Here is a 24959-nt window from a genome sequence, read left to right as displayed (position 1 = left end):
ATAGGGGAAAAGGAGGTTCTAAATAATGCCTTTAGAAAACTCTATGTATTACATAGGAGTTATTATGATTTTAGTAATCATCGGTGCACTGTTTGGCGGGATTATACGTATAATTCAACATACCAGCAATCGCAAAAAGCAAAATCCAGTTGAGCAAAAGTTAGATAGGGTAATTCAACTGTTAGAAAAACAAAACAAAGATTGACCTTACCTCCAAACAGAAGTGATTTGCTATAAAAATCATTAATAGGAGCTAAAACATGAATTTTGCAGAGAAAGAAATTAAGAAAACCAAACAAAAAGTGTTAATTATATTATTTTGTATAGCTGGTTTGTTCGTATACGGAGTGTATTGGGCATTCTTCAGTATGGATCGACTACCTATAGGTGAAAAGATTGCTGAAAAACAATCTCCTGACGGAACATATACATTTAAAGCTTATGTAACAAATGGCGGAGCAACAACAAGTTTTGCTGTTAGGGGAGAGTTAGTATTTAATCATCGTGAATATTTCAAGACAAAGAATGTGTATTGGAATTACCGAGAAGATACGGCAAAGATTGTATGGAAAGACAATGATACAGTAATCATTAATGGACATACGTTAAATGTTCCTGAGGATACATACGATTTCAGAAACGAATAACTGTAGACTTATAGATACATTGACTACCGTTAACGGGAATTATGTAAAAAAGCTAGCATGAATCTAGCTTTTTCATTTTTGATTACGGTTATTTTAATCTCTTTATTTATCATGTTTTGAATGTATACTTTCGTTAGTGATTTTGGAGGAAACGAGTAAAGTGCAATGAAACCAATAAAATTAATGATTTGAAAGTAAACAAATATTCAAAAGTTTACTTTCGAAGATACATAATAAAAAACAGTAGTGATTTTTTTTATACACTACTGTTTTTTTATTGTTTCTTGCAAGTGAATTATTTGTATTCCTGTCTATATAATTTAAACGAATAGATAGCTCCAATAAAGAATACAAAAGCTTCAAATAATATAAAGATTTGACGGAAATTCTCAATATCTTTACCAACTAAAGAAATAAATATAGCATTCATTAGGATTTGAATAGTAAACATACGAGAAGTAATTTTTAAATAAATAGCATTTGTTCTTTCATCTGGTTTACCAATTTTTTTGTAAATAATAATAAGTGCAATTACTGAACCCAAAAATAGAAGTGCTGTAGGTCCTACAACGATATTGAAATTGCCTGTACTTTCTAACATCCATTTATTTAATAGATCAATCATTATTATCTTCCTTTCCTACATAAGAGAATATTTCGTCCTTCTTTTTCACTATAATAAAAAAAGAAAAAGGAAAACATCGAACTTTCTTACAAACATTCGTGTATTCTTACAGTTTTGTCATTTTGTAAATGTATTCATCGCCTTGCCTTTCACTATTTTCTTTGGAAAACATAGTGAATTACGAGAAAGAGTGCTACACGATCAATTTCCAAGAAGTAGGCACTAAACCTTTTAATTAATGCAATTAGTTTATTTTAAAGTAGTAAGTGGACAATACTTCTTAGTTGTAGAAAGTATCGAGATCCCTGTGCCAATTCCAGCGTTTGCTGCAGCTCTATTAATTGGTTTAGGAATAATCCCGCTTTGTTCTTAATTTAAGGAATTTCAAACAGTTCAACCTTTCAATTGATAAGCCCTCAAGTGTATGCATGCTTGGGGGGTTCTTATAAAAAAAGACGCCATAAGGCGCCCCCACAATTGGGTAGATAAGACTTTAGTTTTTCAATCTAAAGAAGTTTTGTATCAGCTCTTTGAGAATATATCATAATATTTGGTTCATTTATTATGCATTTTTACATACCCATTAAAATCCCTCTATTTTCCATTTGATAAAATAAATTACCAATATTAATAAGATTCAAATAAATATTTCTACAAATTCAAAATATTTACAAAAACAAGAAAAGTGATACATTTAAGGTGCAAGTTATAAAAAATATTAAGGGGGATTTATTATGTTCAAGAAATTAGTAGTAGGAGCATTAGCAACTGGTATTGCATTAACAGGAGGAATTGGGGCTGCGTCAGCGAGTGTTGAAGATACAACAAATTCAAAAAGCCTAACGATGGCGTATTCCTGTCCTGATTATATTGGTAATGGTAAATATGCACAAACTATTTATAACCCAGGTGGAAATTATGCAAACACATATACTGAAATGACTTGTCACGGAAAAATACAGTGGTATTTTAAATGGAAAAAAGAAGACGGTGGCGGTTACTACGAAGGAAGGGTAATAAAATAAGTTTTTATGAAAAGCCTCAATATCTGAGGCTTTTTTCTTTGTATAGGATTATCCCTTATAAAGAAAAGACACCCAAAGGTGCCTTTGTCCGATTTGAACCATCTTAATTTTATTACGTTGTTATTATATAAGAAAAGAAGACATCGATTAAGATCTCTTCTTTTACTTGTACACTTGGTGTTAAGAAGGTATTGTATTGCTTAAAACCATAAAAAATATAACAATCATCGAGTAAATCTATTATAGCATCAATAAATAGAGTTTTTATATGTACTTTTACATATATAGATTCATTTATATATTATCTATATAATTAAATTGTCTGTTTCTTGTTTTAATTCGTTTGTTTATTTTGAGTGCTCCAGCAATGGAGCCTTTTTTTATGCAATAAAATATTTTCTTAGCAGTACTTAGTTAATCTATACTAACTTTACTCTCTTAAAACATATCCATATTTTACTAAATAATTATAAAGATAACCAGTTTTTTCTAATAATCTAGTGGATTGATAATTTTAATGTTATTTGTTAATCCTTATAGGAAAATTTAGAAATCAAGAATTATAAAAACTTATAGTATCTTTTGGAAAAATATATTTATAATTTATATATTAATATGTTATAATTTGATTTCTAAAACTACCCAAAAAGGACTGCCAGTAATGGTGGTCTTTTTTATATTGGTGAGATTGTACTAGTATGATAGAATAGGATTAACTGTATATTGTGAGGGTGATTGGTTATCCCTTCTTTCCATTTGGAAGGAAAGGGGGTGATATACCTATGGAGTTTTTGTTTGAGCTTCTAAAAGAATTTGTGAAAGCCATTGTACGTGAAGTTTCTGCGTATGTTTTTAGGAAACAAATTTTAGAAAAAGATAACAAAAAACCCACTCCTCGTCGCCGTCCAAAGCAAAAGGGTGGGTTTCGTAAAAAATAAATGATATAACCACCACCCTGACGGTAGCAGTTATTAGAAGAGATGTTAGCGCATCTCTTCTTTTATTATATACACAGGCTATTACTGTAATACTACTACAGTAATTATATCAAACGTACATAAAAAATCAATGAGCACGTAATAGATATAATGTACAGAAGAAAAGAAACCCAAGTGAGCCTTTTTTCAGTTTATTACATCCCTAATTGATTGTAAATGGATTTGAATACGTGAATTCACCACGATATTTAATTGCAGCGACATAAGTACCGCTTGTATAGCTATCTGTGATAGGGGTTTGCCAAATTTCTGTTCCAGGAATAAATTCTGGTTCTATTGTTTGGAATCGTTCTAGGGTACCATTTGTGTGGATTTTAAAAATTTTCATTTGCGCACCAAAATGTTCTCTACCAAAGTGCTGTGTTAAGTAAAATGTATCACCAGTTATGAAATTCCCAATCTTCCAGCCTGGTTGATATGTACTTTCCTCTGAATTTTGTAAATCCACAATGGTTTTAAATCCCCAATCATCATTAAGTGGATCTGAGTAAGCTGCAGCTGCTTGTGAGGTAGGCTTACTCATTTCTATTGCAGTAAAACCGCTAAAAGTTAACGCACCAATTAATGCTAATTTTCCTAACTTCATTATTGTTTCCCCCTATTAATTTTTGTAATTTTCAAAACCAGAAATCATACACACATAATAATATAATCCACTGTATTATATTTCAAATATTTTCTAAAAAAATCCATAAATAAAAAGGCACCCCAAAGGTGCCTTCCTCCGACTTGAATCACTTTAATTCTAATAATATGTATTGGACTCCCATTCAAGTATTATTTTTCTCAATGAATAATTGGTATATTTTAGGGTGTTTTTTACTATTTTTATGTTAAGATATTTTGGTTGATATTCATCTTATTTTAGGAGGTTGGAAGATCTGTTACATGCTTTTCATATGGATTTTAGTTTCTATACCGAAAGTATAAAAGTTTTAGGGTTATTAGGGAATTCTACTCGCTTATCAATTGTTTGTAAATTGATTACATATGGATCGTTGTCAGTTTCTGATTTAAGTAAGCAAACAAGAATTACAGAGGATTTGATTGTACAACATTTGCGTAAATTAGCTTCTGGAAATATTGTAATTAGTGAACGTATAGGGAAAAGGCTTTATTTCAAAATAAAAGATAATAAAACAATTGAGATTATTAAGGTATTAGGATTAATAAGTTAATTTTAATTACTTTCAATATAAATGATTTTGCTATAACTCAATTGTGCAAAATTATATTTAGCCCGCCTATGGAAATAGGTAGGTTTTTAATATACAAAAAGGCGCCCATATAAGGGTGCCTTTTCCAATAGTTTTTAGCAGAAACAACTGCATCCGATAATGATTAATAAAATAAACAATACAACTAATAAAGCGAAACCTCCAGCGAAACCGCAGCCTTCGCCACAACTACCACCATATCCCATAACAATAGTGCCTCCTTTAGATTAGAGGGTAAAACTAGGGTTCATTCCATGGATTTTAATGGGTTCACTTTACCTTATGTTTTCAAGAATGAATTGAGCAGGTCCTTTTGAGAATAGAGAAAAGACGCCATAAGGCGCCTTCCTTTTAGGTAGATAAGACTTTAGTTTTCCAATCTAAAGAAATTTTGTATTAGTTCTTTGAGAGTATATCATGATATTTGCTTGATTTATTATGCATTTTTACATAACCCTTAAAATCCCTCTATTTTCCACTTGATAAAATGTAATTCCAATATTGTTAATAATTAAATAAATATTTATATAAATTGAAAATATTTACAAAGGTTACAAAAGTGATACATTTAAGGTGCAAGTTATAAAACATATTTAAGGGGGATTTATTATGTTTAAGAAATTAGTAGTAGGAACATTAGCAACTGGTATCGTATTAACTGGAGGGATTGGAGCAGCATCAGCAAGTACAGAAGGTGTAGATAATACTAAAAATTCAGCACCAATTGTCCAACGTACCCAAATACTTAAAGATGATTTCAGTCTGATAAATGGTGAAAGAGAAGTATCGTTCGAGCATGTAAAAAAAGCGGATATGAGAGTTCATATGACGAACAATACTAAAGGTACACTTGACTGGTCTTTAAAAGACTCAAAAGGTAATGTTATTGGTTCTGGATCGTTAGCAGCAGGAAAGGGTTTTACAAATACGTACAATACTCTTTCAAAAGGTAAATATAAGCTTAAAGTTACTCACAGAAATGGTGGTTCTGGATCGTTCTATGCAGCTGCTCGTACTTTAGACTAGTATACATAGAACCATTTTAAGTGTATTGCAGAAGAACGATCAGAGAGTTTGGGGATTAAGGAGTTTTGTCATAATATGATCGTTTGCAAATACAAGGTCACAAAATGTCTACCTAGGGAAATAGGTAGGCATTTTTAATGCAGAAAAAAGACACCCAAAGGTGCCTTTTACGCTGTAATAAATTTAAATACATAGTACATAAAGAATAACAAAGATAGACTTGCTAATCTGCCAGCAATTGATTCTTTCATAAATTTCATAAGTATCACTTTGACAATCAATGCTAAGAATAACGGTATAAACAGTACCATAGCAAGTTTGATAGCTAAGTCGTTTATAGTTGGATTAAACGCTTCAAATTTAATAATGATATTCACTTATCCCTCTTTTTATCTATTTATGTTTATAATTAGATTTACATTGTTTTGACTAATAAAGAGACGTTAATTTGAGAACCATTTATTTTGGGATTATAAGAGTACTCTCACATTTACGACAAGCGATCTTCTCTTCTTCAAAAATGAATAGATTCTCAGCATCACATTCTGGACATACAACTGCAAATGGTGTTTTTATATTTTTATAGCATAGGAAAGAAAAGAATGCCATGATTAGAGCAGGTATAATAAGCATCATAATTAAGAATAGGCCCGCAAAAACGCCTGTAATTATGGAAAGTGGTTTCATTAGTTTTCTACCTACGGAGTTTACTTGATTATCCTTTTTACGAAAAGCAGTAACAAGATAAGTTTGGGTTTCTTTTACTGGCTCAAATGCATTTACCGTATTGTAATCTTGTTCATCCATAGTGGGATAGGAAGTGTTTGGTCCTTGATATCCTCGTTGTATATAATAATTGTTTGACTCAGCTATTCGTGGTGTATACGAGATTCCAGTTCCAGGTACATAAGTTGTTATTCTTGATTCAGGTGGAATGGAGTTCCCTTCCATACCTGTGTATGTAAAGTTAATTTTCACACCCGGGGAAACTTGGATAATTCTACGAAATTTATAACCCATAATATTGTATCCTCTCTATCTAATTAATATAATTAGCAAATAATTATATTAAATTTTTAATCTAATATTAATATATTAAGTTAAAGTAAACTAATAAAAAAGAGTAATATTGAAGTTTACTAATTTAAGGCGTTTTAGGAGTCCATTTTTACATGAAAAAGACACCCTAAAACGCCTTTCTACGACTTCAACCACTTTAATTTTAATAATATGTATTGGACTCCCGTCCAAACATTATTTTACTACATTAAGTAATATCAGTTGTTAAGAAAAAAAGGCACTCTTTCGAGTACCTTTTTCCTATTCTACTTTTAAATTAATTTCTTTACCTGTCATACCGCCACTAGCTTTTAAGAAAAGTCCTTCAGCATCTTTTGGTATATCAAATACAATTTTCCCTGTCTGTGTTAGACCAGGATTTAATTGTTTTAAGAAGAAGTCAGTTTTTCCACCGTTAGCTAAGTCAAAAGATGATTGACCTTGTACAGAAGATGTGAATTCACGACCTTTGTTATCTACCAATTTAAAGCTGTTAGTATCAACAGTGATAGCGTCTTTTTGATTATTAGTAAGTGTAACTTCTAAAATCTTAAAGACACCTTGTGCTTGTTCTTTTGAGTATTCATTACCCACAGAATCTACTGTTTCCATAGATCCTACAGAGATTTTTACATCAGAAGATACACCTTCTTTTGATACCGCTTTAGTGTCTGTTGAAGTTTTTTCTGTTGAATCTCCACCACCAGCAACCATAGCAATTATTCCGATTACAAATAAAGCTATAATGCCTAGGCATCCAAACTTAAATATTTTTCCCACGTTTGTTCCTCCAATTATGTAAAATGTAAGATTGCCACGTTAATAATAACAAATTAAATATCTTTATATTGTTATATTATGTCGAAAGGAAATAAAAAGATAGTTTAGAAGTTTTAGACTATATCCCTGTTCTATAATTTATTTTTCCTATCTATCTCTTATTCATAAAGAAAAGACACCCTAAGGTGCCTTCCTGCGACTTGAACCACTTTAATTTTAATACTATGCATTTGGACTTTCGTCCAAATAATATTTTACCATATTAAGTTATATTGGTGATTGAGAAATATGAATTGAATCTATTGTTTTACTTTTAAGCTCTTTTCGTATTCTTTAGCTTCATCAACAGTTTTAAATGTTTTTAAATCGAATATCTTTTCTCCATCAATACATACAACTAATACTCCATTTTGAGCTTGAAGAACACTACCTACATTACCTTTTCCGAGTGAAATGCTAAAGGGGTTCTCTACATTTAATGATTTCTTTTTAGCAAGATAATCTTTAAATGGCATACCAATGGATAGTTCGTCTTTTAAGCCTTTAATAGTGTTACCAGAAGTAGTTGTTGGTTGTTCCTTTTTTGTAGCCTCTTCTTGCTGTTTGCGTTGCTTTTCAGCCGTCTCTTGTTCAGCTTTCTCCTTTTTCACAGTCCCTTTTTCTTCAGCTTTCTTCGCTTTCTCAGCTTCCTTTTGTGCTTCTTGCTCAGCTTTAGATTCTTTGGAAGTACTTGCTGTCCCGTTAGATGAGCATGCAGCTAATCCCATGATTAAAGCACAACTTGCAAGTGCGATTAATAGTTTGTTGTTCATAATATGTATCCCCCTAGGATCAAAAATGTAAGATTTCTCATCTTATGTTAGCAAACGGGTTATTTGTATATTGTCATATTTTGTCGAATGAAAATAAAAAAGAGAGCCGAAGCCCTCTAAAATCATTTATCAATAATTATCTCCACTAGATTCATAATAATATGAATCTGAATTACCACAGCAGATACATGTTGTCTGTTGGATAAATAATGGACTAAGTTCAGCGTTAGCTGTAGTGGCATTTGAGAAAGTAATACTTTGAACATCCTCAAATAAGAAAGTTTTTCTATCTCCTGGTGTTAATGTAATTGTTTGTGGAGTTGTGGAATTAAATGTTCTAATAGTCAATGTAACAAACGCAGCAAATACAGGGCTAAAATTAAAGCGAATTAGAGTTTTATTGTGATTAGTTGTAAAATTTTCAAATAGGGTAATTGTAGAACCTGGTGGAATTTCAAGACTTGTAGGGGTAGTTTCAGAGCCGAAAATTGTAAATGTCTCTATGAAACAGTTATTGGAGTTTGAAGAGTTACATGATTTATCTTTTTTCTTGTAATATTTCTTTCCATCTTTACAGAAATAATCTGCCATATCTAATCATTCCTCTCAAAAAAGAGTTTAAGGTTGTCCCATATATATTATGAAGGTTGTATAAAAAGGTTCTAGTTTAAAAAGAGTAAATAAAAAAGAGAGCCGTAACTTTCACTGGTCAATACGATAAAATAGGCATCAGGGTACTTCATACAGAACAATGCACTATTGCATATCCTTATCCGTAAGTGTGAGAAAGCATTGATATACAGCTGTTTTTACTGAAGAACAAATTGAATGGACAAGAAAACAATACAAACCAGGCCACTCTAAGTATGGAGCTAGAGCAATGGCTAGAACATTCGGAACATCACATTCAACTATAGGGAAGGTTGTAAGAAATGAGACTTGGAAGCATGTGTAACGAGCTTCTAACGAAACGCGGAATCATTTCAGAAATGGATAGGGAGGCGGTTTAAATTATGAAAGAAAGCACATTATCAATGTTAATTGTATCAGCAGCAATATGTGTATTTGTATACTTGGTGCACCGAATAGATGTCTGGGACAAAAAGATAGGATGGTCACGGAATGACAAATAAACAGCAGTGTGATGAATATAAACGTAAGAAAATCTTGTGGATTATAAAGGATTTAAGATCAAAGGGTGTACATAACAGCGCAGATAAGGTTGAGGATCACACTCTAGTTAAATGATAAAAGCCCTGCAAGGGGATGCAGGGCAAGACTAAGGGTACTGAAGAATTGTCGATTCTAAAAGTAAAGGACTTCTTGGAATGTAATAAGTTTAACACATAATTCATTAAATTTTTATATAAAGATTTTACATATTTATGAAAGTAGACAAATCTTTACTTGTCTGAATGTTCAGGGATTTAATAAGGATTCTCCACTTTATTGAGAGATTCCTGGATATTCCGATGTGTGAAAGCATCAAAAAAGCCCGTACAGAAGCACAGGCCAGTTGTTACACATATCGGTAACTAAATTTTAACAAACTTTCAGAAAGTTAGCTATTGAAAAATAAAAAACGCTCGATGGCAACGAGCGCTGTAGAGAAAACATTCCCTAAAATTAGCTACCTCTATTATACCATGAATTTTCTCTCAGTAAATAAGGAGTGAAAGACCTATGTTAGATAATATTCAATCTAAAGTTGTCCTTCCGAAGTGGATAGAAGACGTCATGCCGTTATTGCGGAGTTAAGAGAAATTCATCAATTACAGCTGGAGGGAAAATGGGATGCCACGAATTGGATCGGATTTGGAAAAGGAGAATTACACAATGGCGTTGCAGCAGGGAAAGTACATGAAGAAATCGCCGCATTAATTATGGATAAGGCAGATAAGAATAAAATCAAATCACGTCCAATGGGGTTAGGGGCATGAAGCAATTAACACTTGAGGATGTAGTCGGAAGTTTTGATTATACCGCAACAAGTACCGTGAACAAATTCTTGAAGCTTAATAGCGTTATGACATACTCAGTAGAGTTTTACGACAAAGACGAGAAGTGGAAGCTTCGTTGGTTTGAGGCGAAGTCCGAGAGCGAAGCTATAGAAATGGCTAAAAAGAAATACGGAAAGATACAGATTATCACCACGTATATTTCTGATAGAACCTTAGAAGAGATAATGAATTTGGATTAGGAGACATAGCGTTATGAAGTATTTAAAGGGTAGAAACTCATTTGATTGAACAAGGCACTCGTAGGCGTCATAGGGTCAGTAGAAACGTTGGGATTATTGAAATCAGAAAGAAATATGGGCTTCGGATTTATTGGCTAGGGGCACTAAATAAAAAAAGCTAGGATTCCCCCTAGCAAAGAGTTATGTCGTACAGAAAGGTACAAACTTAATGTTTGCAATTTCATTATATAACGTTTCTGGGGTTGGAAGGATTGACTCATAGCAATCTTTACGTAACTTTTACATGTGATTGAAATATTTGATAACACAGACATGGATTGATTAGAAATTGAAATTATTAAAGGAATTTATGTATATGTTAATTTTTCACAAAATACTTATTGGAATAAAAAAATGGTCCTTACTATTACGTAAGAATCCCATAACCGAAGGAGCCCTAGATTTAGGGATCTAGGGCTTCTTGTGTCGGTATAACTCACACAATTTTATGAAAAGAAAAGAACTTACTGAAGATAACATATGAATGTTTCGTAAATGTATCAAAAAAGTGAACAAAATAGTTATTTTAATCGGAAATAGCAGGTAATTGACTAAATCACCTGCCATGTGCCTAAACAGTCCGGAGGGGTAAAGCTCCGATTTGAAAGAGTGTAATATGTGTAATGTAAAAAAGGTTACTCGTAAAGGGGCATGAAAAAAAGAGTACATATCAAATATGTACTCTTGAAAAAAGGAGAACCTTATAAGCGATGAAACATAATACTACAACATATGCTTGCCTCATTTAAAGGTGTGAGGAATATAACAAAATAGTTATTTTATGATGGATAAATAAAAGAATCCGTTTGTTATAAACGGATTCTTCCCACAAGGTTTGCAAGAAATTCAAGGTAACTAGACCGGAGCACTTATTGAATTTCTTGTGATAATACTGTATGCAAAGGAATTAATAAGGTTAAAGAAATTTAAACAAAATCCTTATTTAACAACAAATAAAAAGAGCGCTAATCGAGAGCGCTCCTTATACCTAATTATAACGAAAGTGACGAACTCACATTATACAGAAAGGCACTATTATTGTATGTCAAAGTATGAGATTAGTGAATGAATTAAGATAAAATCGTTATCTAAATAAAAGAACCCCCCGATTATCCACGGGGGTTCTAAGGGTATGTGTCAAGTAATGACGTACTCGACTAATTAACCATATCATGAATTTTTTGGTAAAAATACTGGTAAATGTGTCCAAATAAGTAGGGCATCAATTTGAATAAAAAACGCTATTTTAGTAGAAAACGTTGAAAAAGGACCCGGAAAAGGGGTAAGGGTCCTTTTTAATGGAACAATAGAATTTTATGGGATTACCAATATGTTACCATAAGAGGAAAAACATTTCCAGGGTGTAGATATTGAGAAAACTTTATATAAAAACTTCATTTTAATAGAAAACGGGGGTGAATAATTGAGAGTTGATAAAACTTTTTCAGAACTATGGCATTTACATTTGAGAGGAATTTAAACACCGAATTAATGACCACAGAAGAATATGAAGAAAACGAAAAAGAAGTTAAAGATATATCTTTGATGGCTATAAACACAATTAAAAAGCTACAAAGAAGAATAAGTGAACTTGAATTAGAAAACAATCAACTAAAAGGTATAAATAAGTTTTCTTAATAAAAATTTCATTTTGTTTTATTTTAAAACCAAAAAAGAGCACTTAATAAAGTGCTCTCGTGACGAACCTCATTTTATAACGACTATTTTATAAAGAAAGGAACTCAGAATATTATATGTGAGTCCAGTTAATTGAGTGCTTCTTACAAATAAAGAGCAGCTAGCAAAAGCTAACTGCTAGGTTCTCCAAGGGGGAACAAGGAGAAAATCTGATGTCATATACAGTATTGACGGAATATTGAATTTTATTCACGAGAGATTATATTCTGAAATTTGAATTATGATAGTTGATATTCTCCATATTGACCAGAAAAGAACTAAAAGTTCTAGTGAAATTCCAAGGGTTCTTTTCTTAGTTTTTTGAGATTCTTTTATCAAATAGCCAACAGCACTAATTGCTATAAGAATGAAAAGAATAAGTTCGAGTGTAACTGGCATTCTATCTACTCCTTAAAAAGTTTGTATATAACGATTATAAGATATTTTTAATGATTGGTAGTAGAAAATTCAACAAAATAATTCTTTTAAGAGAAAGTGAAGAATAACATTGGGACAAGGTAACCGTGGAAGGGCATTTGAAATGCTTATCAATTTAGCGAATGAAATGTATCAAAGAGGGGGAGTGGCGCTTATTAACAAACGTCCGACTCCTGTGAAGGTGTTAAAGAGCAAAGGCGGCCGTGTACTAAATGGATTCTATGAAGCAAAGAGCACAGTAGACTATGACGGTGTATATAAGGGGAGAGCTGTAGCATTTGAAGCAAAGTCTACAGAGGAAGATACACGTTTTGATTTAAAGAACATTGCGCAGCATCAATTGGATTACCTGGAGAAAGCGGAGAGGATGGGAGCGATATGTTTTTTTCTTATTGAGTTTAGTAAGGATAAGTCAGTATTCGCAGTGCCACTATCAGTTATTCAATCTTATGTAAAGATGTCTCATCAACCAAAGGGCAAGAAGTCTATACCGAGAGCAGACTTTGATATTTATTATAAGTTTTGTGAGAGTTGAAAAATAGTATATTATCTCTCTCAATGTACATATTAAGAAAAGTTTTTAATATCATACATAAAAGGCGGGATAATATGAGTGAAAATAAGAAAAATGAAGAGTTGAATAAGATAAAGAAGTATTATTTTAATGAGGACAATCAACCAGTAGCTGGTATAGAGTTAATTTTGCCACCGGATATAGGAATCATGTTAGACCCGAAATCAGTTAATGATGAAAGTAGAGATATTGATAATGAATAAGTTTAATTTAAGCATCCATTCGGGTGCTTTTTTCTTTGTTGTATAGAAATTACACATTAAGTCCCTTGAATACATGACTTAGGCATAGTCGGGAATGAGTATCATATAATGACACTGAACGGTTTCCAACATGTTCCCCCTATATTTTTTCAAGAGAGAGCACTTATTGGGGGAGTGCTCTCTTTCGTTTGCACATAAGGAGGCTTTCATCATACAATATCGAATCAATGCCAACCAACTTATTCCTTTTCCGAGAGCTATATATATTCCGCTATAAAGCTCTTTTAGGTTGCGCCATTAGAAATTGGCAAGGCATTGTCGTATATTTTATACTCAGAAGCTTAGGGCACTTTATAGTGTTCTTTTTTTATTGGACAAAATGTACATTTGGATTAAAGGATTCTATATAAATAGGTAGAATCTAATTATTTGGTTTACATTTTAATCTGAGGGGTACAAATTCGATGCGACGTGAAAAGGATTTGTTGAAACAATGGAAGGCGGATTTGCAAGCTGTTCAAGAAGAGAAAAGGCTGAAGAAGAAGGCTAAGAAAAAGAATAAGAAATATAACATTCCGGGTAAGACAGCTGACTTCATGGATGGCAAGAATATTTATCGTAAAGAGAATGGGGTATGGAAGCAAAGAAATAAATAATGTGAGGATAAATGATTTTGATTAAGTGTATAGCAATTATCGTAGGCGTTGCCGTGATCTGGGTGGCGTCTTGTTTGCTGTTAAGGGAAGATAAGACGTGAGATAGACTTGCAAATTGAAATATTATTAGTTTGAAACATAGACTAGTAAACAAACTATTTTTACCTTTTAATCATAGAATATGATGAATTCTATTTTTAAAGGAGGGAATCATATCTATGGGATGGGATAATAATTTTGGACATTCTCGAGATTGTAATAGATTTTGGGATGATTTAGTATTTTGCGGATGCGGCCGTAGACGAAGAAGAAATGATTTTAACGACTGTCATTGTAGACATGACTGCGATTGTGATGAGTGTCGTCGTAGACGTAATCATGAACGCGATCGCGATCATGAACATGATGATCGTCGAGATTGGTAAAGTCTTTTGAAAGAGTGCATGTCTTAATCGCACTCTTTTTTTATTATGTTTTTATTAGGACTTATTAAACCAAAGGATACAGTTTCAATTTGATTGAACATCTACCAAAACAAACGAACACAACGAACGAAAAGGTGCATCAATTTTGCAAAAAAGAACCTGCAAACCTGCAGATTCTCTTGATAATGATTTATGAAGTAAGACCCGAAAATATAATACAATAATTCGAAAATGAGTTCAAGAGTATTTGGTGATTTAAGCCGCTTTATAATCTTTGTTTTTAAGCTTTTTCTAATATCCATAAATCCTATAATTATTATCGCCATGCATATTAACTTAAGCCAACGAACCTCCTGGTGGTACATTAGCCCAGAAAAGAATTCATAGGCATATAACAAACCGACAATTGGAAATAGCCAAGTCATAAATTTCAAATCTTTTAGATGAAACTTATAATTATTAATCTTTTTCCACATATGTATCAACTCCTATTATTATGAGGTCCTGTAGTTTTTCTTGATGATATCTTTTATGTTGATAATTAAGGATATAAGGAATCCAACAGCTAGGATACCGTTTAACCAATAATATGTATTTCCTGATGAAAACTTATTATAAAAGGAGATGACATTATAATATACTAGGAGCACTGAAAAGACAGTAGAGAGTACTAACATACCAAAACTTTTCATGATGTTCACCTCGATTCAAAATTTTAGAGCTTATTTACAATTTTATATTCAAATAATCGGATTTACAAGAAGAGGAATAAAAAAGAACCCGTTGGAGTACGGGTTCTTTCAGAAGTGATGATGTATTCTCGGCTAGGGAACTGAGAAAAACACAAAAATATAATACATCGAGATTTAGAGAATTTCAATATTAAATGAAATATTATTGAGGAGGGAATTATATCATTTGATGAAGAAACCAAGGTAGCGTTAAAGCGTATGAATTTTTCGAAAAATGAGCTGGATATTTTAAGGACACATAAAATTATTGAAATTTTTGTATGAATTCATTAATATGGAAGTATATTTATTGTTTAATTGATTCCGTTTATTCCCACACCTTATTGTGTTGTGGTTGAGTTGTAGAAGCAAGTTGCGTCTTGTTTCATTTATGAAAGGGCTTCTTTGAGCCGATTAGTGTATATAGCTTATTTTGCTATGCACATTTTTAATCGACTTGAAGAAGCCCTTTTTGTGTTGTTTTCAAGTCTGTTTGATTAGTAGAACCCATTATTACACTGGGCAAAAATTATTATTTAGGGGGGATTTATTTATGCATATCAGTTATGAAGTATCTTTATTTTGTTCTGCACATCCAGGTGATATTATTCCAAGTTTACGTGCATTACGAATGAGAGTTACAAAAGAAGGGGCATTTTGGGAACGAGATTGTTATCAGTTTTCCATTAAACCATCAAACTTGTCACAGCGAGCAGCAAAACAAGCAGGGGAAATCTATTTGTATCATGTTCATTTTAATGGATGTGTACGGGATTTCCTTTTTTTATCATTTTAGCCAAGAAGACTCCTTCCTCAAGGAACGCGAAGTGAGTAGGTGGGAGATGAATTGGCTTCGAGCAAGGGATGGCAAGAAGCCATCTTAATTGTTCGACATACATAAAGTGTTACTTCACTATCAATCGAATGTACGTTTGGTATATAATAGTCATATACCGAAATGGAGGTGAATCAAATGATAATTAATAAAGCCTATAAGTTTCGTATCTATCCAAATCAAGCACAAGCAATTCTAATTAACAAAACGATAGGTTGTTCTCGCTTTGTATTCAATCATTTCCTATCCCTATGGGATCGCGCATATAAAGAAACTGGGAAAGGTTTAACATATGGTACATGCTCTGCCAAACTTCCTGCCATGAAGAAAGAATTTGTTTGGCTAAAAGAAGTGGATAGTATTGCGATTCAGTCGTCTGTTCGCAACCTTGCGGATGCGTATACACGCTTTTTCAAAAAACAAAACAGCGCACCGCACTTTAAATCTAAGAAGAACAACGTACAATCTTATACCACAAAACAAACAAATGAAAACATTGCCGTTGTAGGGAACAAAATAAAGTTGCCAAAACTAGGCCTTGTTCGATTTGCCAAAAGTCGCGAAGTAGAGGGGCGTATTGTCAATGCTACAGTTAGACGGAACCCTTCTGGTAGATATTTTGTGTCACTATTAGTTGAAACAGAAGTACAAGAACTTCCGAAAACAGATTCTTACATTGGAATAGATGTAGGACTAAAAGATTTCGCTATTTTGTCAGATGGAACACACTATGAAAATCCGAAGTTTTTCCAATCATTAGAAGATAAGTTGGCGAAAGCACAGCGTGTGCTTTCTAGAAGAATGAAAGGATCTTCTCGCTGGAATAAACAACGAGTAAAGGTAGCTAGAATTCATGAATACATATCAAATACTAGAAAAGATTACTTGGACAAAATTTCAACTGAAATCATCAAAAACCACGATGTTATCGGTATAGAGGATTTGCAAGTATCGAATATGTTAAAGAATCATAAGTTAGCAAAAGTAATTAGTGAGGTATCTTGGTCACAATTTCGATCCATGTTAGAATACAAAGCAAAATGGTATGGCAAACAAGTCATTGTCGTATCGAAAACATTTGCTTCCAGCCAATTATGCTCTTGTTGTGGATATCAAAATAAAGACGTTAAAAATCTAAACCTACGTGAATGGGACTGTCCTTCTTGTTGTACACACCATGATAGGGATATTAACGCAAGTATCAATCTAAAGAATGAAGCGATAAGGCTTCTAACCGCAAGGACTGCGGGGTTAGCCTAATCAATTAGAGTTCGTTAGAACTCTTTACTTAGGAATCCCTCACTTCTAAACGAAGTGAAAGTGGGGGTAGTTCAATGGAAAGATGTTTTAGAGGGACGAGTTTTCGCTTTACTGCTATCCGTGGTTTTTTAGATGTAGAAGGTTATTCAATTAAGAAATGGAAACCAATTCTACGTAACCACCACATAAACTCTGCAGATGTAGATTGTATTTTCAAGAAAGATGATCTTGTAATGATTGTGCATCACCATGGAGGTTTAGAGGTGGTTAAGCGTGCGGAAAAAGGTGAACAATTAAAAAAAGTAAACTTCTTAGAGGTAGATAGCTGGTTACAAGCACTAAATCCGACAAAAGAGGATCTATTCTCTTTAACAGGTGTGAGTGTTTCGTAATGAGTAATTTACATAACTATATGGAAGTGTACAGACAGAGGGAAAGACAGAAATCCGTAGTGCAAAATGACTATGAATTTCTGTCTTTTATTTTATTCGGGAGGATTTTAGTATGAATTTATTTGAACTTTTTGGTTTAGAGGTAGGAGAAGACATAATGGTACAAGATGTGAGAACAGATAAACAAGTTCGTAATCGATACAGTTATGATGTAGGTGAGAAATTAGTGGGAGCAAAGAAAGAGATACGAGCTTTAAAAGAATCATTTTTAGTATCATTTTCTTTAGAAATTTTAGCTGAAATTGAAAAAGAATCTCCAGTAGAGGCGCTAAATGTATTGGACCGAAACACATTGATTCCATTCTCTTTTGAACATGAAAAAGAAAATGATGTCCCGCCACGTGTTGCAAAGTTAAAGCAGTTGCTAGTGGGCAGAATTAATAAGAAGCCAATTGTAGATACACCGACTGCAAGGAAACTATATGTTCAAGCATGTAGAAGAATATGGCATGATATACAGTCGGTACATACCTCAGAACAATGGGTAGATCTTGTGGTCTCTTATGGAATGGAAATGAACAATGGTTGGTCTGCATTTAGAAAAAATAAGAATGTAACATTCACATTTAAAAGAATGGTAGAGGAATATTTTGATGAGTTTATTGAAGCACTTGGTATGGAGTTATTAATATTAGGAAAGAAATTCATATCACTTTGCACAAATTCAAAAAGTATTAATTCTACGTATCTTCGTGTATCACATGAACTAACATGGAATGATTTACTTACGAAAAAGGTTACGACTCGTAAGAAATCCGCAGCTGCTTGGAGTAGGAAACTGCCAGATACTTTGCAAAGAAAAGGACCAGAAGTAGAAATTGCTACTAAACCTGAAGACGTAGTTGCTATGTTTGGGTTGAAGGGGATGCAATTCGGTCATTATTGCACAGAACAATATGCAAAAGAGCATATTGGGCATGTATCTGAAGCATTGCATGATTTAGCTCGTATATTGGGAATTCCACCTGAGTATATAGGGTTAGGAGGACGCTTAGGACTTGCGATTGGTGCAAGAGGAAGCGGCAATGCATTAGCACATTATGAACCTTCTACCAAAGTCATTAATTTAACTCGTGATAATGGAGTCGGGGCATTGTGTCATGAATGGGGACATGCATTGGATCATTTCTTATATGATTGTAGTCATGATTTTCAAAATGGTAGTCTTGCTTTCTTATCAAGCGGGAAGAGTATTGGGAATATCTTGCCTGCTATTATAAAGGAAAAGATGCAAGCTGTGTTAGATGCTTGTAAACAAGGAAAAGTAGCCAGAGTAATCAACGTGGAAAATGCCTACAGTAGAAAGTGGTATTTCTATGGTAGTGTTATCGATAGTTATGATGTGTTTAAAGGAAATCTTTCAAACATTTTAGAATCACATCATGCTAGTTTGTTTAGGAAGCTTGATACTTTATCAGGAGCTACAAAAACGCGTATGGAGCGTAAAATTGAAAAAGAATTCGAGAAAACCGCACAAATGTTAGCTGCATATCATTATAAAAAAACAGGCGAAAAACTTGTTGAAATATCCTATCTAGTGAAAGGGTCTGTATACTTTGATACAGCCATTAAGTTAGATAAGAAGAGAACCAAAAAGTATTGGTCTACAAATCATGAGATGTTTGCTAGAGCATTTGAAGCATATGTAGAATCAGCTTTGCTAGATCAAGAACATAGAAACGATTATTTAGTTTGTGATACATATTCTTTTATATATCCGTTAGGAGAACAAAGAGAATATCTAAATAGAGGTATAAAGAGTTTAATGGAAGTAGCTGTTCCATATATAATAAATAGTATACAAGGAGTGGGAAATGATGAATTATAACATACAAAAAGGACAATTTCGTTTAACAACTGCACATCCAAGAGGAAGTTGGTGGGAATTTTATCGTGTTCCATGCCCAATCTGTAATGGTATTGGAAACTGTATGCTATATGTTTCACAGGAGAAAGTAGCATGTACCCGTGTGGAAAGTAAGTGGGTATACGGTAAAAATTCAAGTAATCCAAGTTACATCCATTATCTAAATGGTAAGAAGCAATACAAATTACCCGCTGTAGATGTGGTAAAGGGACATAGTAAGCGTAGTAATAAAGAATTAGATGTATTTAATCGTAATTTAATCGAATTTTTGCCGTTAGAGGAGAATCACCATATACATTTACTGCAAGATAGAAAAATGACTGAAGAAGAAGTACAGATACGTCAATATCGTTCTTTTTTAAAGCAACAAATTGTGTTGGAAGATGATAATACGTACACAACTATTTGGGAAAAGTTATTTAAACAAATTGGCAAAAAAGATTGTTGGAAGGGAATACCTGGCTTTTATGAAATGAAGAAAGGACAACTTTCTCTTCGTTTAATGGCAGGTTTTCCAGGAATTATGATTCCATTCCGAAACCAATATAATCAAATTGTTGGTTGGCAAGTACGTGTAGATGAAGTGAAGAACTCTGTTCATGTGAAATCTGGACCTACAGGTATACAAGCCGAACTAGTCCAACAGCCTAATGTTGTTAAAATAACGAAAAACGGTGATTGTATCTATGAAGGAAAACTAGAAATAGGGAAAAATAAAGAATTATTAATCGGCGGAGAAAAAGTTGTTGTAAAGATACATAAAGGTCAAAAATACTTATGGATCTCTTCAGCAAATAAAAATGAAGGAACCGGTGCGGGAGGGAGTGAAAATCCACTTCCTGTACATGTAGCGGTACCAAGCTCACATTTGAAACATTGGAAGTCTGGTACGCTGCACAAAACAAAATCAGTAATGATTACAGAAGGGCCGATGAAGGCGGATTTGATTGCCGATTTACTTCCTCAAAGACTAAATAAAGAAGAAATAGCTAAAGTAGGTACAACATTTCTTGCGATTCCGGGTGTAAATGCATGGAGAATCGTTATGCCAGTATTAAAAGATATGGGCGTAGAAAATGTATATTTAGCATTTGATGCTGACTTAGTAGAAAATAAAAAAGTAAGGGCTGCCTTAATTGCTTTTGCGACAGAGTTAAAGAAAGAGGGCTATAACGTAATTATTGCGGCATGGAACCCAGCACAAGGGAAAGGTCTGGATGATGCGATGCAAGCTTCTTTCAAACCAGTTTTTCGTACAATATAAAAAATCGTAATTGTAAAGTTAAAACAAAGTTGTACACGTTAAAAGAAAGTCGTACATTTTACAACAAAGTAGCAGTATTAGTGTAAAACTTTTTTTTAACAAAACACGTAACAGTTTAACTAGGGGATTTTATATAAAAGAAAGGTGTGTATTAAGTATATGGATATTATGCAACAATTAATGGACGTAGATAAAAAAGCTAGGGAACAAGAAAGAATGGAACTCATTCAACGATTCTATAATGAGAGAGTTTCTATCACGACAATTGCAAATGCGACAAATATGTGTGAAGAGGATATTTCTTATATAGTAAGTAACTAGTAGCCATATTTGATGAGATGAATAGAGGAGAAAAAGATAGAATTGTAATTCTATCTTTTTTTATGCTCTTAAATACAATTTTAAAACGAGAAGGGTAGAGGGAGAACATGAGTGTATATGTAAAAAAGAATCTAGTAAATTTACGAGTTGATTATGCTTTTAAGCGTTTGTTTGGAGTAGAAGGAAATGAAGATATATTAATTGGGTTTCTTAACGCGGTACTACAATCATCTATTGATGAAGAAATTAAATCTTTGCACTTAGATGATCCGCATCTTCCAAGAGAGCAGAAGGATGATAAATTGTCTATTTTAGATTTGCGAGCTACGTTAAATAGTGGTATAAAAATTAATATAGAGATTCAAGTTCGAGACAAAAAAGATATGATAGAGCGCTCTTTGTTCTATTGGTCAGGTATGTATTATTCCCAAATGACTCAAGGGATGAAATACACGGAATTAAGACCAACCATTTGTATTAATATAGTAGATTTCATTTTGTTTCCAGAAGAGAAAGAGTTTCATAATGTTAATACAGTGATGAATATAAAATCTAAGCGCATCATTACGGAAAATATGCAGTTGCATTTTCTTGAAATTCCAAAAGTGATTCAAGAATGGCAAGGAGAACGAATGGATCCGTGGGAAGATTCTTTAGCGCGTTGGTTATTATTATTTCCTGCGCATGAGGATGAGAGATTAACAACAATCCTGGAGGCGATAGCAATGGAAAAAGATCCAGTTTTGAAAAAAGCGATAGAGGATTGGGAGCGTTTAAGTAGCGATAAGGAATTTTTACGCTTATATTGGGCTAGAGAAAAAGAAATAAAAGATAGAATATCTGAAATAGAAACGGCAGAAGAAAAAGCTGCAAAAGAAGCCAAAATACAACTAATTCAAAACATGATTAAAGTAGGTGTACCTATAGAGAAGGTTGCAGAGGCTGCTGAATTAAGTGTTGAAGAGGTTAATAAGATTTTAAGAAATAAAAAGTAGATATAAATGATAAAAAACAGGTAATTGTGATTACAGACGATTACCTGTTTTTTTGATTTAATGAAATTAAATGAATAGATGTGAATAGATGTGAAGGAAGGGGGAATAGATTTGAAAGTGATAAGAGGGGATACTATATGAAGTGTGTAATTTTTACATACTTAATTATTCTGTTATTAAAAAAATATAAAGAATGTAGGGGGAGTTGATTTGTATTATGCAAAAGAAAAAAGAAGCATATTATGTACATGTGTATACGCTTAGAGACAAAAGTACAAAATCGATAAAAATAGAACCATGGCGCTCATTGAAAGAAGAAATGAATGTTTAAGTAGACTAAACTAAGAAGAGGATATTATGTTCAATATATGAGCATATATCCTCTTTTCTTATACACATTAGATTAGTTATACAGATATTGAAAATATAGTCCAATATGTATCCTTTAGATGGAGGACGCATCCAATAGAGGGAGGCGTAGTGAGGTCTTTGGACCAAGCATTAATATTTTTTAGGGGTGAAGTGTTATGAGGGTACAAGAGGTTCTTATAGAGAATAACAACAAAAGATATATATTACTGGATTAAGAAGGATTCCCTGTAATGCCAGTTATGAAATATATAAAGTATTTAGATAAAACGGGAAAAAGACCTAATACTCAAAAAACATATTGTTATTCCTTAAAACATTTTTATACCTACTTAGAAGAAACAAATAAAGATTACAAGTTTATTAGATTAGAAGATTTAGTTGACTTTGTAGGGTGGTTAAGGAGCCCCTATCAGAGTTCAAATGTCACTCCTCTTCAACAAAAGAAAGCAAAGCGAACTGAAAAAACAATTAACCATACAATTACCGTTATAGCAAACTTCTATGACTACCTCTACCGAAGCATAGTCGAAAAGTCCTAATTGTTCAGCAAACGGGGCAGGTTAGTTTAGATTCAATTAAAAAGACAATAACAAAAAGAAAGGGCAACAGACTGCCCCTTCCTTTTATAATTCAGGTAATGAAACCCTTGCAATAACACTTTCGTCTTCAGTTAAAATCAAAATTTGATAATTGGCATCCACATCTCCGTCACCAAATTTCTGAATAAAGGCTTTTCGCAATTTTTTTACCTGCTTGCTTTCTTGCTCGGCATCTACAAACACATTAATATTCCCTGCATAATGTTCATCCGCCTCAACCCTATACTTCATATTGAAATCATCGACTAACACGGGGTCAATCATGGCTTTAAGGCCAGTATCTATGAAGGTTCTTGCTTTTTGGATTCTACTATTGTCTTCCTCAATCGCCTGGTTTGCTGCCTCCTCCAACTTAGCAGATTTTTTTTCTTTAGCGGCTTCCTCTTCTTCCGTTAACTTTGGATTCTGAATGTCATACAGCATGTCTTCCAGGTCGTCACACACAACCCCAGGACTCGAAGCATTTGCAACCATTTCATCTATGCTGGCGCTTGTGATCCCAGCTTCTTCTAACTGGTCCCATTCCTTGTCAAGAAACCCGCACTTACCATATTTGCTGTCATAGATGACATTGCTTACTTTCTTTGTTACAGCTCCTGTCTCTAATTGAAGATAAACCAAGGGCAATAGTACTGCTGCTACAACTCCGGCAATGATTAGCTTTTTCGATTTTCTCAAGTTGACCCGTCCTTTTATGTGAAATATTTGCAATAAAGAGCATAATTAGCATAAAACATTGGAAGCCGCATATCAATTAAAAATTTTAGCAAAAACACACCAAGGCTCAATTCATTTCCGATCCGCTTGACTTGCATTTCGCCTGTAAAGTATAGAAACGCATAAATGTACTACGTGTTTAAATCTGGACATATGAATAGTCTATTGCTACATAGTCTTTTAGAAGGGGACTTTATTACTGCTAGAAACTTTTTAGACTATCAATGGATTCTCAATTACCCGTCATGATGAAAGGAAGAATACATATGGCTATTCCCCTGAAGAAAAATGACACAGGCGTTTTCTTTCTTCAACAACGGACAAAGCATTCCTTTAATGCTTTGTGAACAATTACACTTAAACAAACGGGCGTGATTGTTGAACAAGAATTACAAGTGTGATACATATTACACATGACTAATATGTATCACACTTTATTTTTTGACTTTTTGTGTTTTAGGTATTGATAAATTAGCTTTGGGCCTTAAAGACAGTGAGATTTTTCAAATTCACATGGTATGGTACGATCCAAACAAAGAGGATAAAAAGAAATGAAGTAAAATGGAACACGAAAAGTCTAATTTTATTTTTTAGGTGTAAATAAGTCTTGTTTTTTAAAAATCGTATTGCTATAATATAAACGTAATAAGATTTTACAATAAAATAAAAAAATTAATCAGTTCGCATATAAGAGAAGACCTCAATATGCGCCATGTCCTTAGGGGACGTGTGCGTGTATTGAGGTCTTTTTGCGTTTTGCGATCAAAAACACCCGGAGGTGCAGGAATTATGTTGAATTGGTTGTCTGCAAAACTTATGACAACATCGGTAGGAGATTTTCTACTAGCAAAAAATAGTTTTTCGAAGAGTATTCAAGGGCACACAAGTGGGGCAGATGCTAATACTGTACAAAAAAGCATGAATACCCTTGTAACAACACTAATTGGTTTTGGGGGAATTTGGGTAGCAGCTTGCGTTGTATTTGCGGCTATTAAACTATCTGGTGCACAAGGTAAAAACCCTGAAAACCGTACACAAGCCATGATTGGTTTAGCTTGTGCGGCAATTGGAGGCTTTGTCATGATCAAAGCATACGACATCGCTTCTTGGGTTACAAAAATTTAACATAAGAGTTTGTAAAAGCT

Annotated in this window: 28 protein-coding genes and 5 pseudogenes; 21 read left to right on the top strand and 12 right to left on the bottom strand. The window is 33.3% G+C overall.

Features of this window, described 5'->3' with window-relative positions:
- The first annotated feature begins 25 nt into the window (after positions 1-25).
- Positions 26-205, top strand: a complete 180-nt coding sequence (locus DN404_RS01180; RefSeq protein ID WP_149214636.1) for a DUF4083 family protein — start codon at positions 26-28, stop codon at positions 203-205.
- 55 nt (positions 206-260) lie between these two features.
- The gene (locus tag DN404_RS01175; RefSeq protein WP_044307115.1) at positions 261-647 is read left to right on the top strand and encodes a DUF5412 domain-containing protein; all 387 of its coding nucleotides are present in this window, start codon (positions 261-263) and stop codon (positions 645-647) included.
- A gap of 295 nt (positions 648-942) precedes the next feature.
- Here DN404_RS01175 and DN404_RS01170 read toward each other — a convergent pair whose 3' ends face one another.
- The gene (locus DN404_RS01170; RefSeq protein WP_149214635.1) at positions 943-1272 is read right to left on the bottom strand and encodes a 6-aminohexanoate hydrolase; all 330 of its coding nucleotides are present in this window, start codon (positions 1270-1272) and stop codon (positions 943-945) included.
- 734 nt (positions 1273-2006) lie between these two features.
- Here DN404_RS01170 and DN404_RS01160 point away from each other — a divergent pair.
- Together DN404_RS01160 and DN404_RS30400 are read left to right on the top strand one after the other, a co-directional pair.
- Entirely contained in the window at positions 2007-2297 is a 291-nt protein-coding gene (locus tag DN404_RS01160; RefSeq protein ID WP_149214634.1) for a hypothetical protein, read from the top strand.
- A 782-nt stretch (positions 2298-3079) separates the two neighbouring features.
- Positions 3080-3235 (top strand): hypothetical protein, encoded by a 156-nt coding sequence (locus DN404_RS30400; protein WP_000394762.1) that lies wholly within the window; start codon positions 3080-3082, stop codon positions 3233-3235.
- Positions 3236-3437: 202 nt separating this feature from the next.
- Here DN404_RS30400 and DN404_RS01155 read toward each other — a convergent pair whose 3' ends face one another.
- Entirely contained in the window at positions 3438-3881 is a 444-nt protein-coding gene (locus DN404_RS01155; RefSeq protein WP_149214633.1) for a DUF5065 family protein, read from the bottom strand.
- Positions 3882-4194: 313 nt separating this feature from the next.
- Between DN404_RS01155 and DN404_RS01150 the strand changes: the two genes are divergently transcribed.
- The gene (locus DN404_RS01150; protein ID WP_002099131.1) at positions 4195-4473 is read left to right on the top strand and encodes an ArsR/SmtB family transcription factor; all 279 of its coding nucleotides are present in this window, start codon (positions 4195-4197) and stop codon (positions 4471-4473) included.
- 134 nt (positions 4474-4607) lie between these two features.
- Here DN404_RS01150 and DN404_RS01145 read toward each other — a convergent pair whose 3' ends face one another.
- The gene (locus DN404_RS01145; protein ID WP_000540371.1) at positions 4608-4718 is read right to left on the bottom strand and encodes a YjcZ family sporulation protein; all 111 of its coding nucleotides are present in this window, start codon (positions 4716-4718) and stop codon (positions 4608-4610) included.
- A 403-nt stretch (positions 4719-5121) separates the two neighbouring features.
- Between DN404_RS01145 and DN404_RS01140 the strand changes: the two genes are divergently transcribed.
- A complete protein-coding gene (locus tag DN404_RS01140) occupies positions 5122-5538 on the top strand; it encodes a hypothetical protein (RefSeq protein WP_149214632.1) in 417 nt (138 codons plus the stop codon).
- A gap of 167 nt (positions 5539-5705) precedes the next feature.
- On the opposite strand, the gene DN404_RS01135 is transcribed toward DN404_RS01140, so the two are convergent.
- From DN404_RS01135 to DN404_RS01115, 5 genes are all read right to left on the bottom strand, one after another.
- Positions 5706-5915, bottom strand: coding sequence for a hypothetical protein (locus DN404_RS01135; RefSeq protein WP_144573157.1), 210 nt, complete (start codon positions 5913-5915; stop codon positions 5706-5708).
- An 82-nt stretch (positions 5916-5997) separates the two neighbouring features.
- Entirely contained in the window at positions 5998-6558 is a 561-nt protein-coding gene (locus DN404_RS01130) for a DUF4236 domain-containing protein (protein WP_149214631.1), read from the bottom strand.
- A gap of 300 nt (positions 6559-6858) precedes the next feature.
- Positions 6859-7377, bottom strand: coding sequence for a DUF4352 domain-containing protein (locus DN404_RS01125; RefSeq protein ID WP_016513719.1), 519 nt, complete (start codon positions 7375-7377; stop codon positions 6859-6861).
- Between the two features lie 299 nt (positions 7378-7676).
- On the bottom strand, positions 7677-8189 hold the full coding sequence (locus DN404_RS01120) for a hypothetical protein (protein WP_149214630.1): 513 nt from the start codon (positions 8187-8189) through the stop codon (positions 7677-7679).
- A gap of 129 nt (positions 8190-8318) precedes the next feature.
- Positions 8319-8780: a hypothetical protein gene (locus DN404_RS01115; protein ID WP_061139904.1), complete on the bottom strand. Its 462-nt coding sequence runs from the start codon at positions 8778-8780 to the stop codon at positions 8319-8321.
- Between the two features lie 1130 nt (positions 8781-9910).
- On the opposite strand from DN404_RS01115, the gene DN404_RS01110 reads away from it, so the two are divergent.
- Complete coding sequence (locus tag DN404_RS01110; RefSeq protein WP_149214629.1) at positions 9911-10129, top strand: hypothetical protein; 219 nt, start codon at positions 9911-9913, stop codon at positions 10127-10129.
- Positions 10126-10389: a hypothetical protein gene (locus DN404_RS01105; protein WP_061656002.1), complete on the top strand. Its 264-nt coding sequence runs from the start codon at positions 10126-10128 to the stop codon at positions 10387-10389. Before DN404_RS01110 ends, DN404_RS01105 begins: the two co-directional genes overlap by 4 nt.
- Positions 10390-12315: 1926 nt before the next feature.
- Here DN404_RS01105 and DN404_RS01090 read toward each other — a convergent pair.
- Positions 12316-12504 (bottom strand): hypothetical protein, encoded by a 189-nt coding sequence (locus tag DN404_RS01090; protein ID WP_001145518.1) that lies wholly within the window; start codon positions 12502-12504, stop codon positions 12316-12318.
- A 109-nt stretch (positions 12505-12613) separates the two neighbouring features.
- Here DN404_RS01090 and DN404_RS01085 point away from each other — a divergent pair.
- The 4 genes and pseudogenes from DN404_RS01085 to DN404_RS01075 form a co-directional block, all read left to right on the top strand.
- Positions 12614-13057: pseudogene (locus tag DN404_RS01085) on the top strand (Holliday junction resolvase RecU); the annotation flags it as partial.
- 95 nt (positions 13058-13152) lie between these two features.
- Positions 13153-13320, top strand: coding sequence for a hypothetical protein (locus DN404_RS30395; protein ID WP_001293569.1), 168 nt, complete (start codon positions 13153-13155; stop codon positions 13318-13320).
- A gap of 464 nt (positions 13321-13784) precedes the next feature.
- Entirely contained in the window at positions 13785-13976 is a 192-nt protein-coding gene (locus tag DN404_RS01080; RefSeq protein ID WP_098375972.1) for a hypothetical protein, read from the top strand.
- A gap of 218 nt (positions 13977-14194) precedes the next feature.
- Entirely contained in the window at positions 14195-14401 is a 207-nt protein-coding gene (locus tag DN404_RS01075) for a hypothetical protein (RefSeq protein WP_149214627.1), read from the top strand.
- 255 nt (positions 14402-14656) lie between these two features.
- On the opposite strand, the pseudogene DN404_RS30845 reads toward DN404_RS01075, so the two are convergent.
- A pseudogene (locus DN404_RS30845) lies at positions 14657-14877 on the bottom strand (hypothetical protein).
- An 18-nt stretch (positions 14878-14895) separates the two neighbouring features.
- Positions 14896-15093: a hypothetical protein gene (locus tag DN404_RS01065; protein WP_071741338.1), complete on the bottom strand. Its 198-nt coding sequence runs from the start codon at positions 15091-15093 to the stop codon at positions 14896-14898.
- Positions 15094-15685: 592 nt separating this feature from the next.
- Here DN404_RS01065 and DN404_RS01060 point away from each other — a divergent pair.
- From DN404_RS01060 to DN404_RS01025, 8 genes and pseudogenes are all read left to right on the top strand, one after another.
- Positions 15686-15919: pseudogene (locus DN404_RS01060) on the top strand (hypothetical protein); the annotation flags it as partial.
- A gap of 186 nt (positions 15920-16105) precedes the next feature.
- The gene (tnpB, locus tag DN404_RS01050) at positions 16106-17227 is read left to right on the top strand and encodes an IS200/IS605 family element RNA-guided endonuclease TnpB (protein WP_149214626.1); all 1122 of its coding nucleotides are present in this window, start codon (positions 16106-16108) and stop codon (positions 17225-17227) included.
- Between the two features lie 74 nt (positions 17228-17301).
- Positions 17302-17619 (top strand): annotated as a pseudogene (locus DN404_RS01045) (hypothetical protein); the annotation flags it as partial.
- Positions 17620-17731: 112 nt separating this feature from the next.
- Positions 17732-19507: an LPD1 domain-containing protein gene (locus DN404_RS01040; RefSeq protein ID WP_149214625.1), complete on the top strand. Its 1776-nt coding sequence runs from the start codon at positions 17732-17734 to the stop codon at positions 19505-19507.
- A complete protein-coding gene (locus tag DN404_RS01035; RefSeq protein WP_149214624.1) occupies positions 19497-20810 on the top strand; it encodes a DUF3854 domain-containing protein in 1314 nt (437 codons plus the stop codon). Before DN404_RS01040 ends, DN404_RS01035 begins: the two co-directional genes overlap by 11 nt.
- A 159-nt stretch (positions 20811-20969) precedes the next feature.
- Positions 20970-21131 (top strand): hypothetical protein, encoded by a 162-nt coding sequence (locus DN404_RS30390; protein WP_179951847.1) that lies wholly within the window; start codon positions 20970-20972, stop codon positions 21129-21131.
- A 107-nt stretch (positions 21132-21238) separates the two neighbouring features.
- Positions 21239-22126, top strand: a complete 888-nt coding sequence (locus DN404_RS01030) for an Rpn family recombination-promoting nuclease/putative transposase (RefSeq protein WP_149214623.1) — start codon at positions 21239-21241, stop codon at positions 22124-22126.
- Between the two features lie 602 nt (positions 22127-22728).
- A pseudogene (locus DN404_RS01025) lies at positions 22729-23019 on the top strand (site-specific integrase); the annotation flags it as partial.
- 102 nt (positions 23020-23121) lie between these two features.
- On the opposite strand, the gene DN404_RS01020 reads toward DN404_RS01025, so the two are convergent.
- Positions 23122-23775, bottom strand: a complete 654-nt coding sequence (locus DN404_RS01020) for a hypothetical protein (RefSeq protein ID WP_149214622.1) — start codon at positions 23773-23775, stop codon at positions 23122-23124.
- A gap of 744 nt (positions 23776-24519) precedes the next feature.
- On the opposite strand from DN404_RS01020, the gene DN404_RS01015 reads away from it, so the two are divergent.
- Positions 24520-24939, top strand: a complete 420-nt coding sequence (locus DN404_RS01015; RefSeq protein WP_149214621.1) for a hypothetical protein — start codon at positions 24520-24522, stop codon at positions 24937-24939.
- Positions 24940-24959: the final 20 nt, after the last annotated feature.

This window comes from Bacillus sp. TE8-1, assembly GCF_008368855.1.
Classification (GTDB): Bacteria; Bacillota; Bacilli; order Bacillales; family Bacillaceae_G; genus Bacillus_A; species Bacillus_A cereus.
Note: the sequence above shows the minus strand (reverse complement) of the source record. Positions and strands in the feature narration are given on the sequence as shown.

Excerpts from the sequence above, each read along its gene's own strand:
- DN404_RS01180 (WP_149214636.1), top strand. The coding sequence starts at position 26 with ATGCCTTTAGAAAACTCTATGTATTACATAGGAGTTATTATGATTTTA.
- DN404_RS01175 (WP_044307115.1), top strand. The coding sequence starts at position 261 with ATGAATTTTGCAGAGAAAGAAATTAAGAAAACCAAACAAAAAGTGTTA.
- DN404_RS01170 (WP_149214635.1), bottom strand. The coding sequence starts at position 1,272 with ATGATTGATCTATTAAATAAATGGATGTTAGAAAGTACAGGCAATTTC.
- DN404_RS01160 (WP_149214634.1), top strand. The coding sequence starts at position 2,007 with ATGTTCAAGAAATTAGTAGTAGGAGCATTAGCAACTGGTATTGCATTA.
- DN404_RS30400 (WP_000394762.1), top strand. The coding sequence starts at position 3,080 with ATGGAGTTTTTGTTTGAGCTTCTAAAAGAATTTGTGAAAGCCATTGTA.
- DN404_RS01155 (WP_149214633.1), bottom strand. The coding sequence starts at position 3,881 with ATGAAGTTAGGAAAATTAGCATTAATTGGTGCGTTAACTTTTAGCGGT.
- DN404_RS01150 (WP_002099131.1), top strand. The coding sequence starts at position 4,195 with ATGGATTTTAGTTTCTATACCGAAAGTATAAAAGTTTTAGGGTTATTA.
- DN404_RS01145 (WP_000540371.1), bottom strand. The coding sequence starts at position 4,718 with ATGGGATATGGTGGTAGTTGTGGCGAAGGCTGCGGTTTCGCTGGAGGT.
- DN404_RS01140 (WP_149214632.1), top strand. The coding sequence starts at position 5,122 with ATGTTTAAGAAATTAGTAGTAGGAACATTAGCAACTGGTATCGTATTA.
- DN404_RS01130 (WP_149214631.1), bottom strand. The coding sequence starts at position 6,558 with ATGGGTTATAAATTTCGTAGAATTATCCAAGTTTCCCCGGGTGTGAAA.
- DN404_RS01120 (WP_149214630.1), bottom strand. The coding sequence starts at position 8,189 with ATGAACAACAAACTATTAATCGCACTTGCAAGTTGTGCTTTAATCATG.
- DN404_RS01115 (WP_061139904.1), bottom strand. The coding sequence starts at position 8,780 with ATGGCAGATTATTTCTGTAAAGATGGAAAGAAATATTACAAGAAAAAA.
- DN404_RS01105 (WP_061656002.1), top strand. The coding sequence starts at position 10,126 with ATGAAGCAATTAACACTTGAGGATGTAGTCGGAAGTTTTGATTATACC.
- DN404_RS01090 (WP_001145518.1), bottom strand. The coding sequence starts at position 12,504 with ATGCCAGTTACACTCGAACTTATTCTTTTCATTCTTATAGCAATTAGT.
- DN404_RS30395 (WP_001293569.1), top strand. The coding sequence starts at position 13,153 with ATGAGTGAAAATAAGAAAAATGAAGAGTTGAATAAGATAAAGAAGTAT.
- DN404_RS01080 (WP_098375972.1), top strand. The coding sequence starts at position 13,785 with ATGCGACGTGAAAAGGATTTGTTGAAACAATGGAAGGCGGATTTGCAA.
- DN404_RS01075 (WP_149214627.1), top strand. The coding sequence starts at position 14,195 with ATGGGATGGGATAATAATTTTGGACATTCTCGAGATTGTAATAGATTT.
- DN404_RS01065 (WP_071741338.1), bottom strand. The coding sequence starts at position 15,093 with ATGAAAAGTTTTGGTATGTTAGTACTCTCTACTGTCTTTTCAGTGCTC.
- tnpB (WP_149214626.1), top strand. The coding sequence starts at position 16,106 with ATGATAATTAATAAAGCCTATAAGTTTCGTATCTATCCAAATCAAGCA.
- DN404_RS01040 (WP_149214625.1), top strand. The coding sequence starts at position 17,732 with ATGAATTTATTTGAACTTTTTGGTTTAGAGGTAGGAGAAGACATAATG.
- DN404_RS01035 (WP_149214624.1), top strand. The coding sequence starts at position 19,497 with ATGAATTATAACATACAAAAAGGACAATTTCGTTTAACAACTGCACAT.
- DN404_RS30390 (WP_179951847.1), top strand. The coding sequence starts at position 20,970 with ATGGATATTATGCAACAATTAATGGACGTAGATAAAAAAGCTAGGGAA.
- DN404_RS01030 (WP_149214623.1), top strand. The coding sequence starts at position 21,239 with ATGAGTGTATATGTAAAAAAGAATCTAGTAAATTTACGAGTTGATTAT.
- DN404_RS01015 (WP_149214621.1), top strand. The coding sequence starts at position 24,520 with ATGCGCCATGTCCTTAGGGGACGTGTGCGTGTATTGAGGTCTTTTTGC.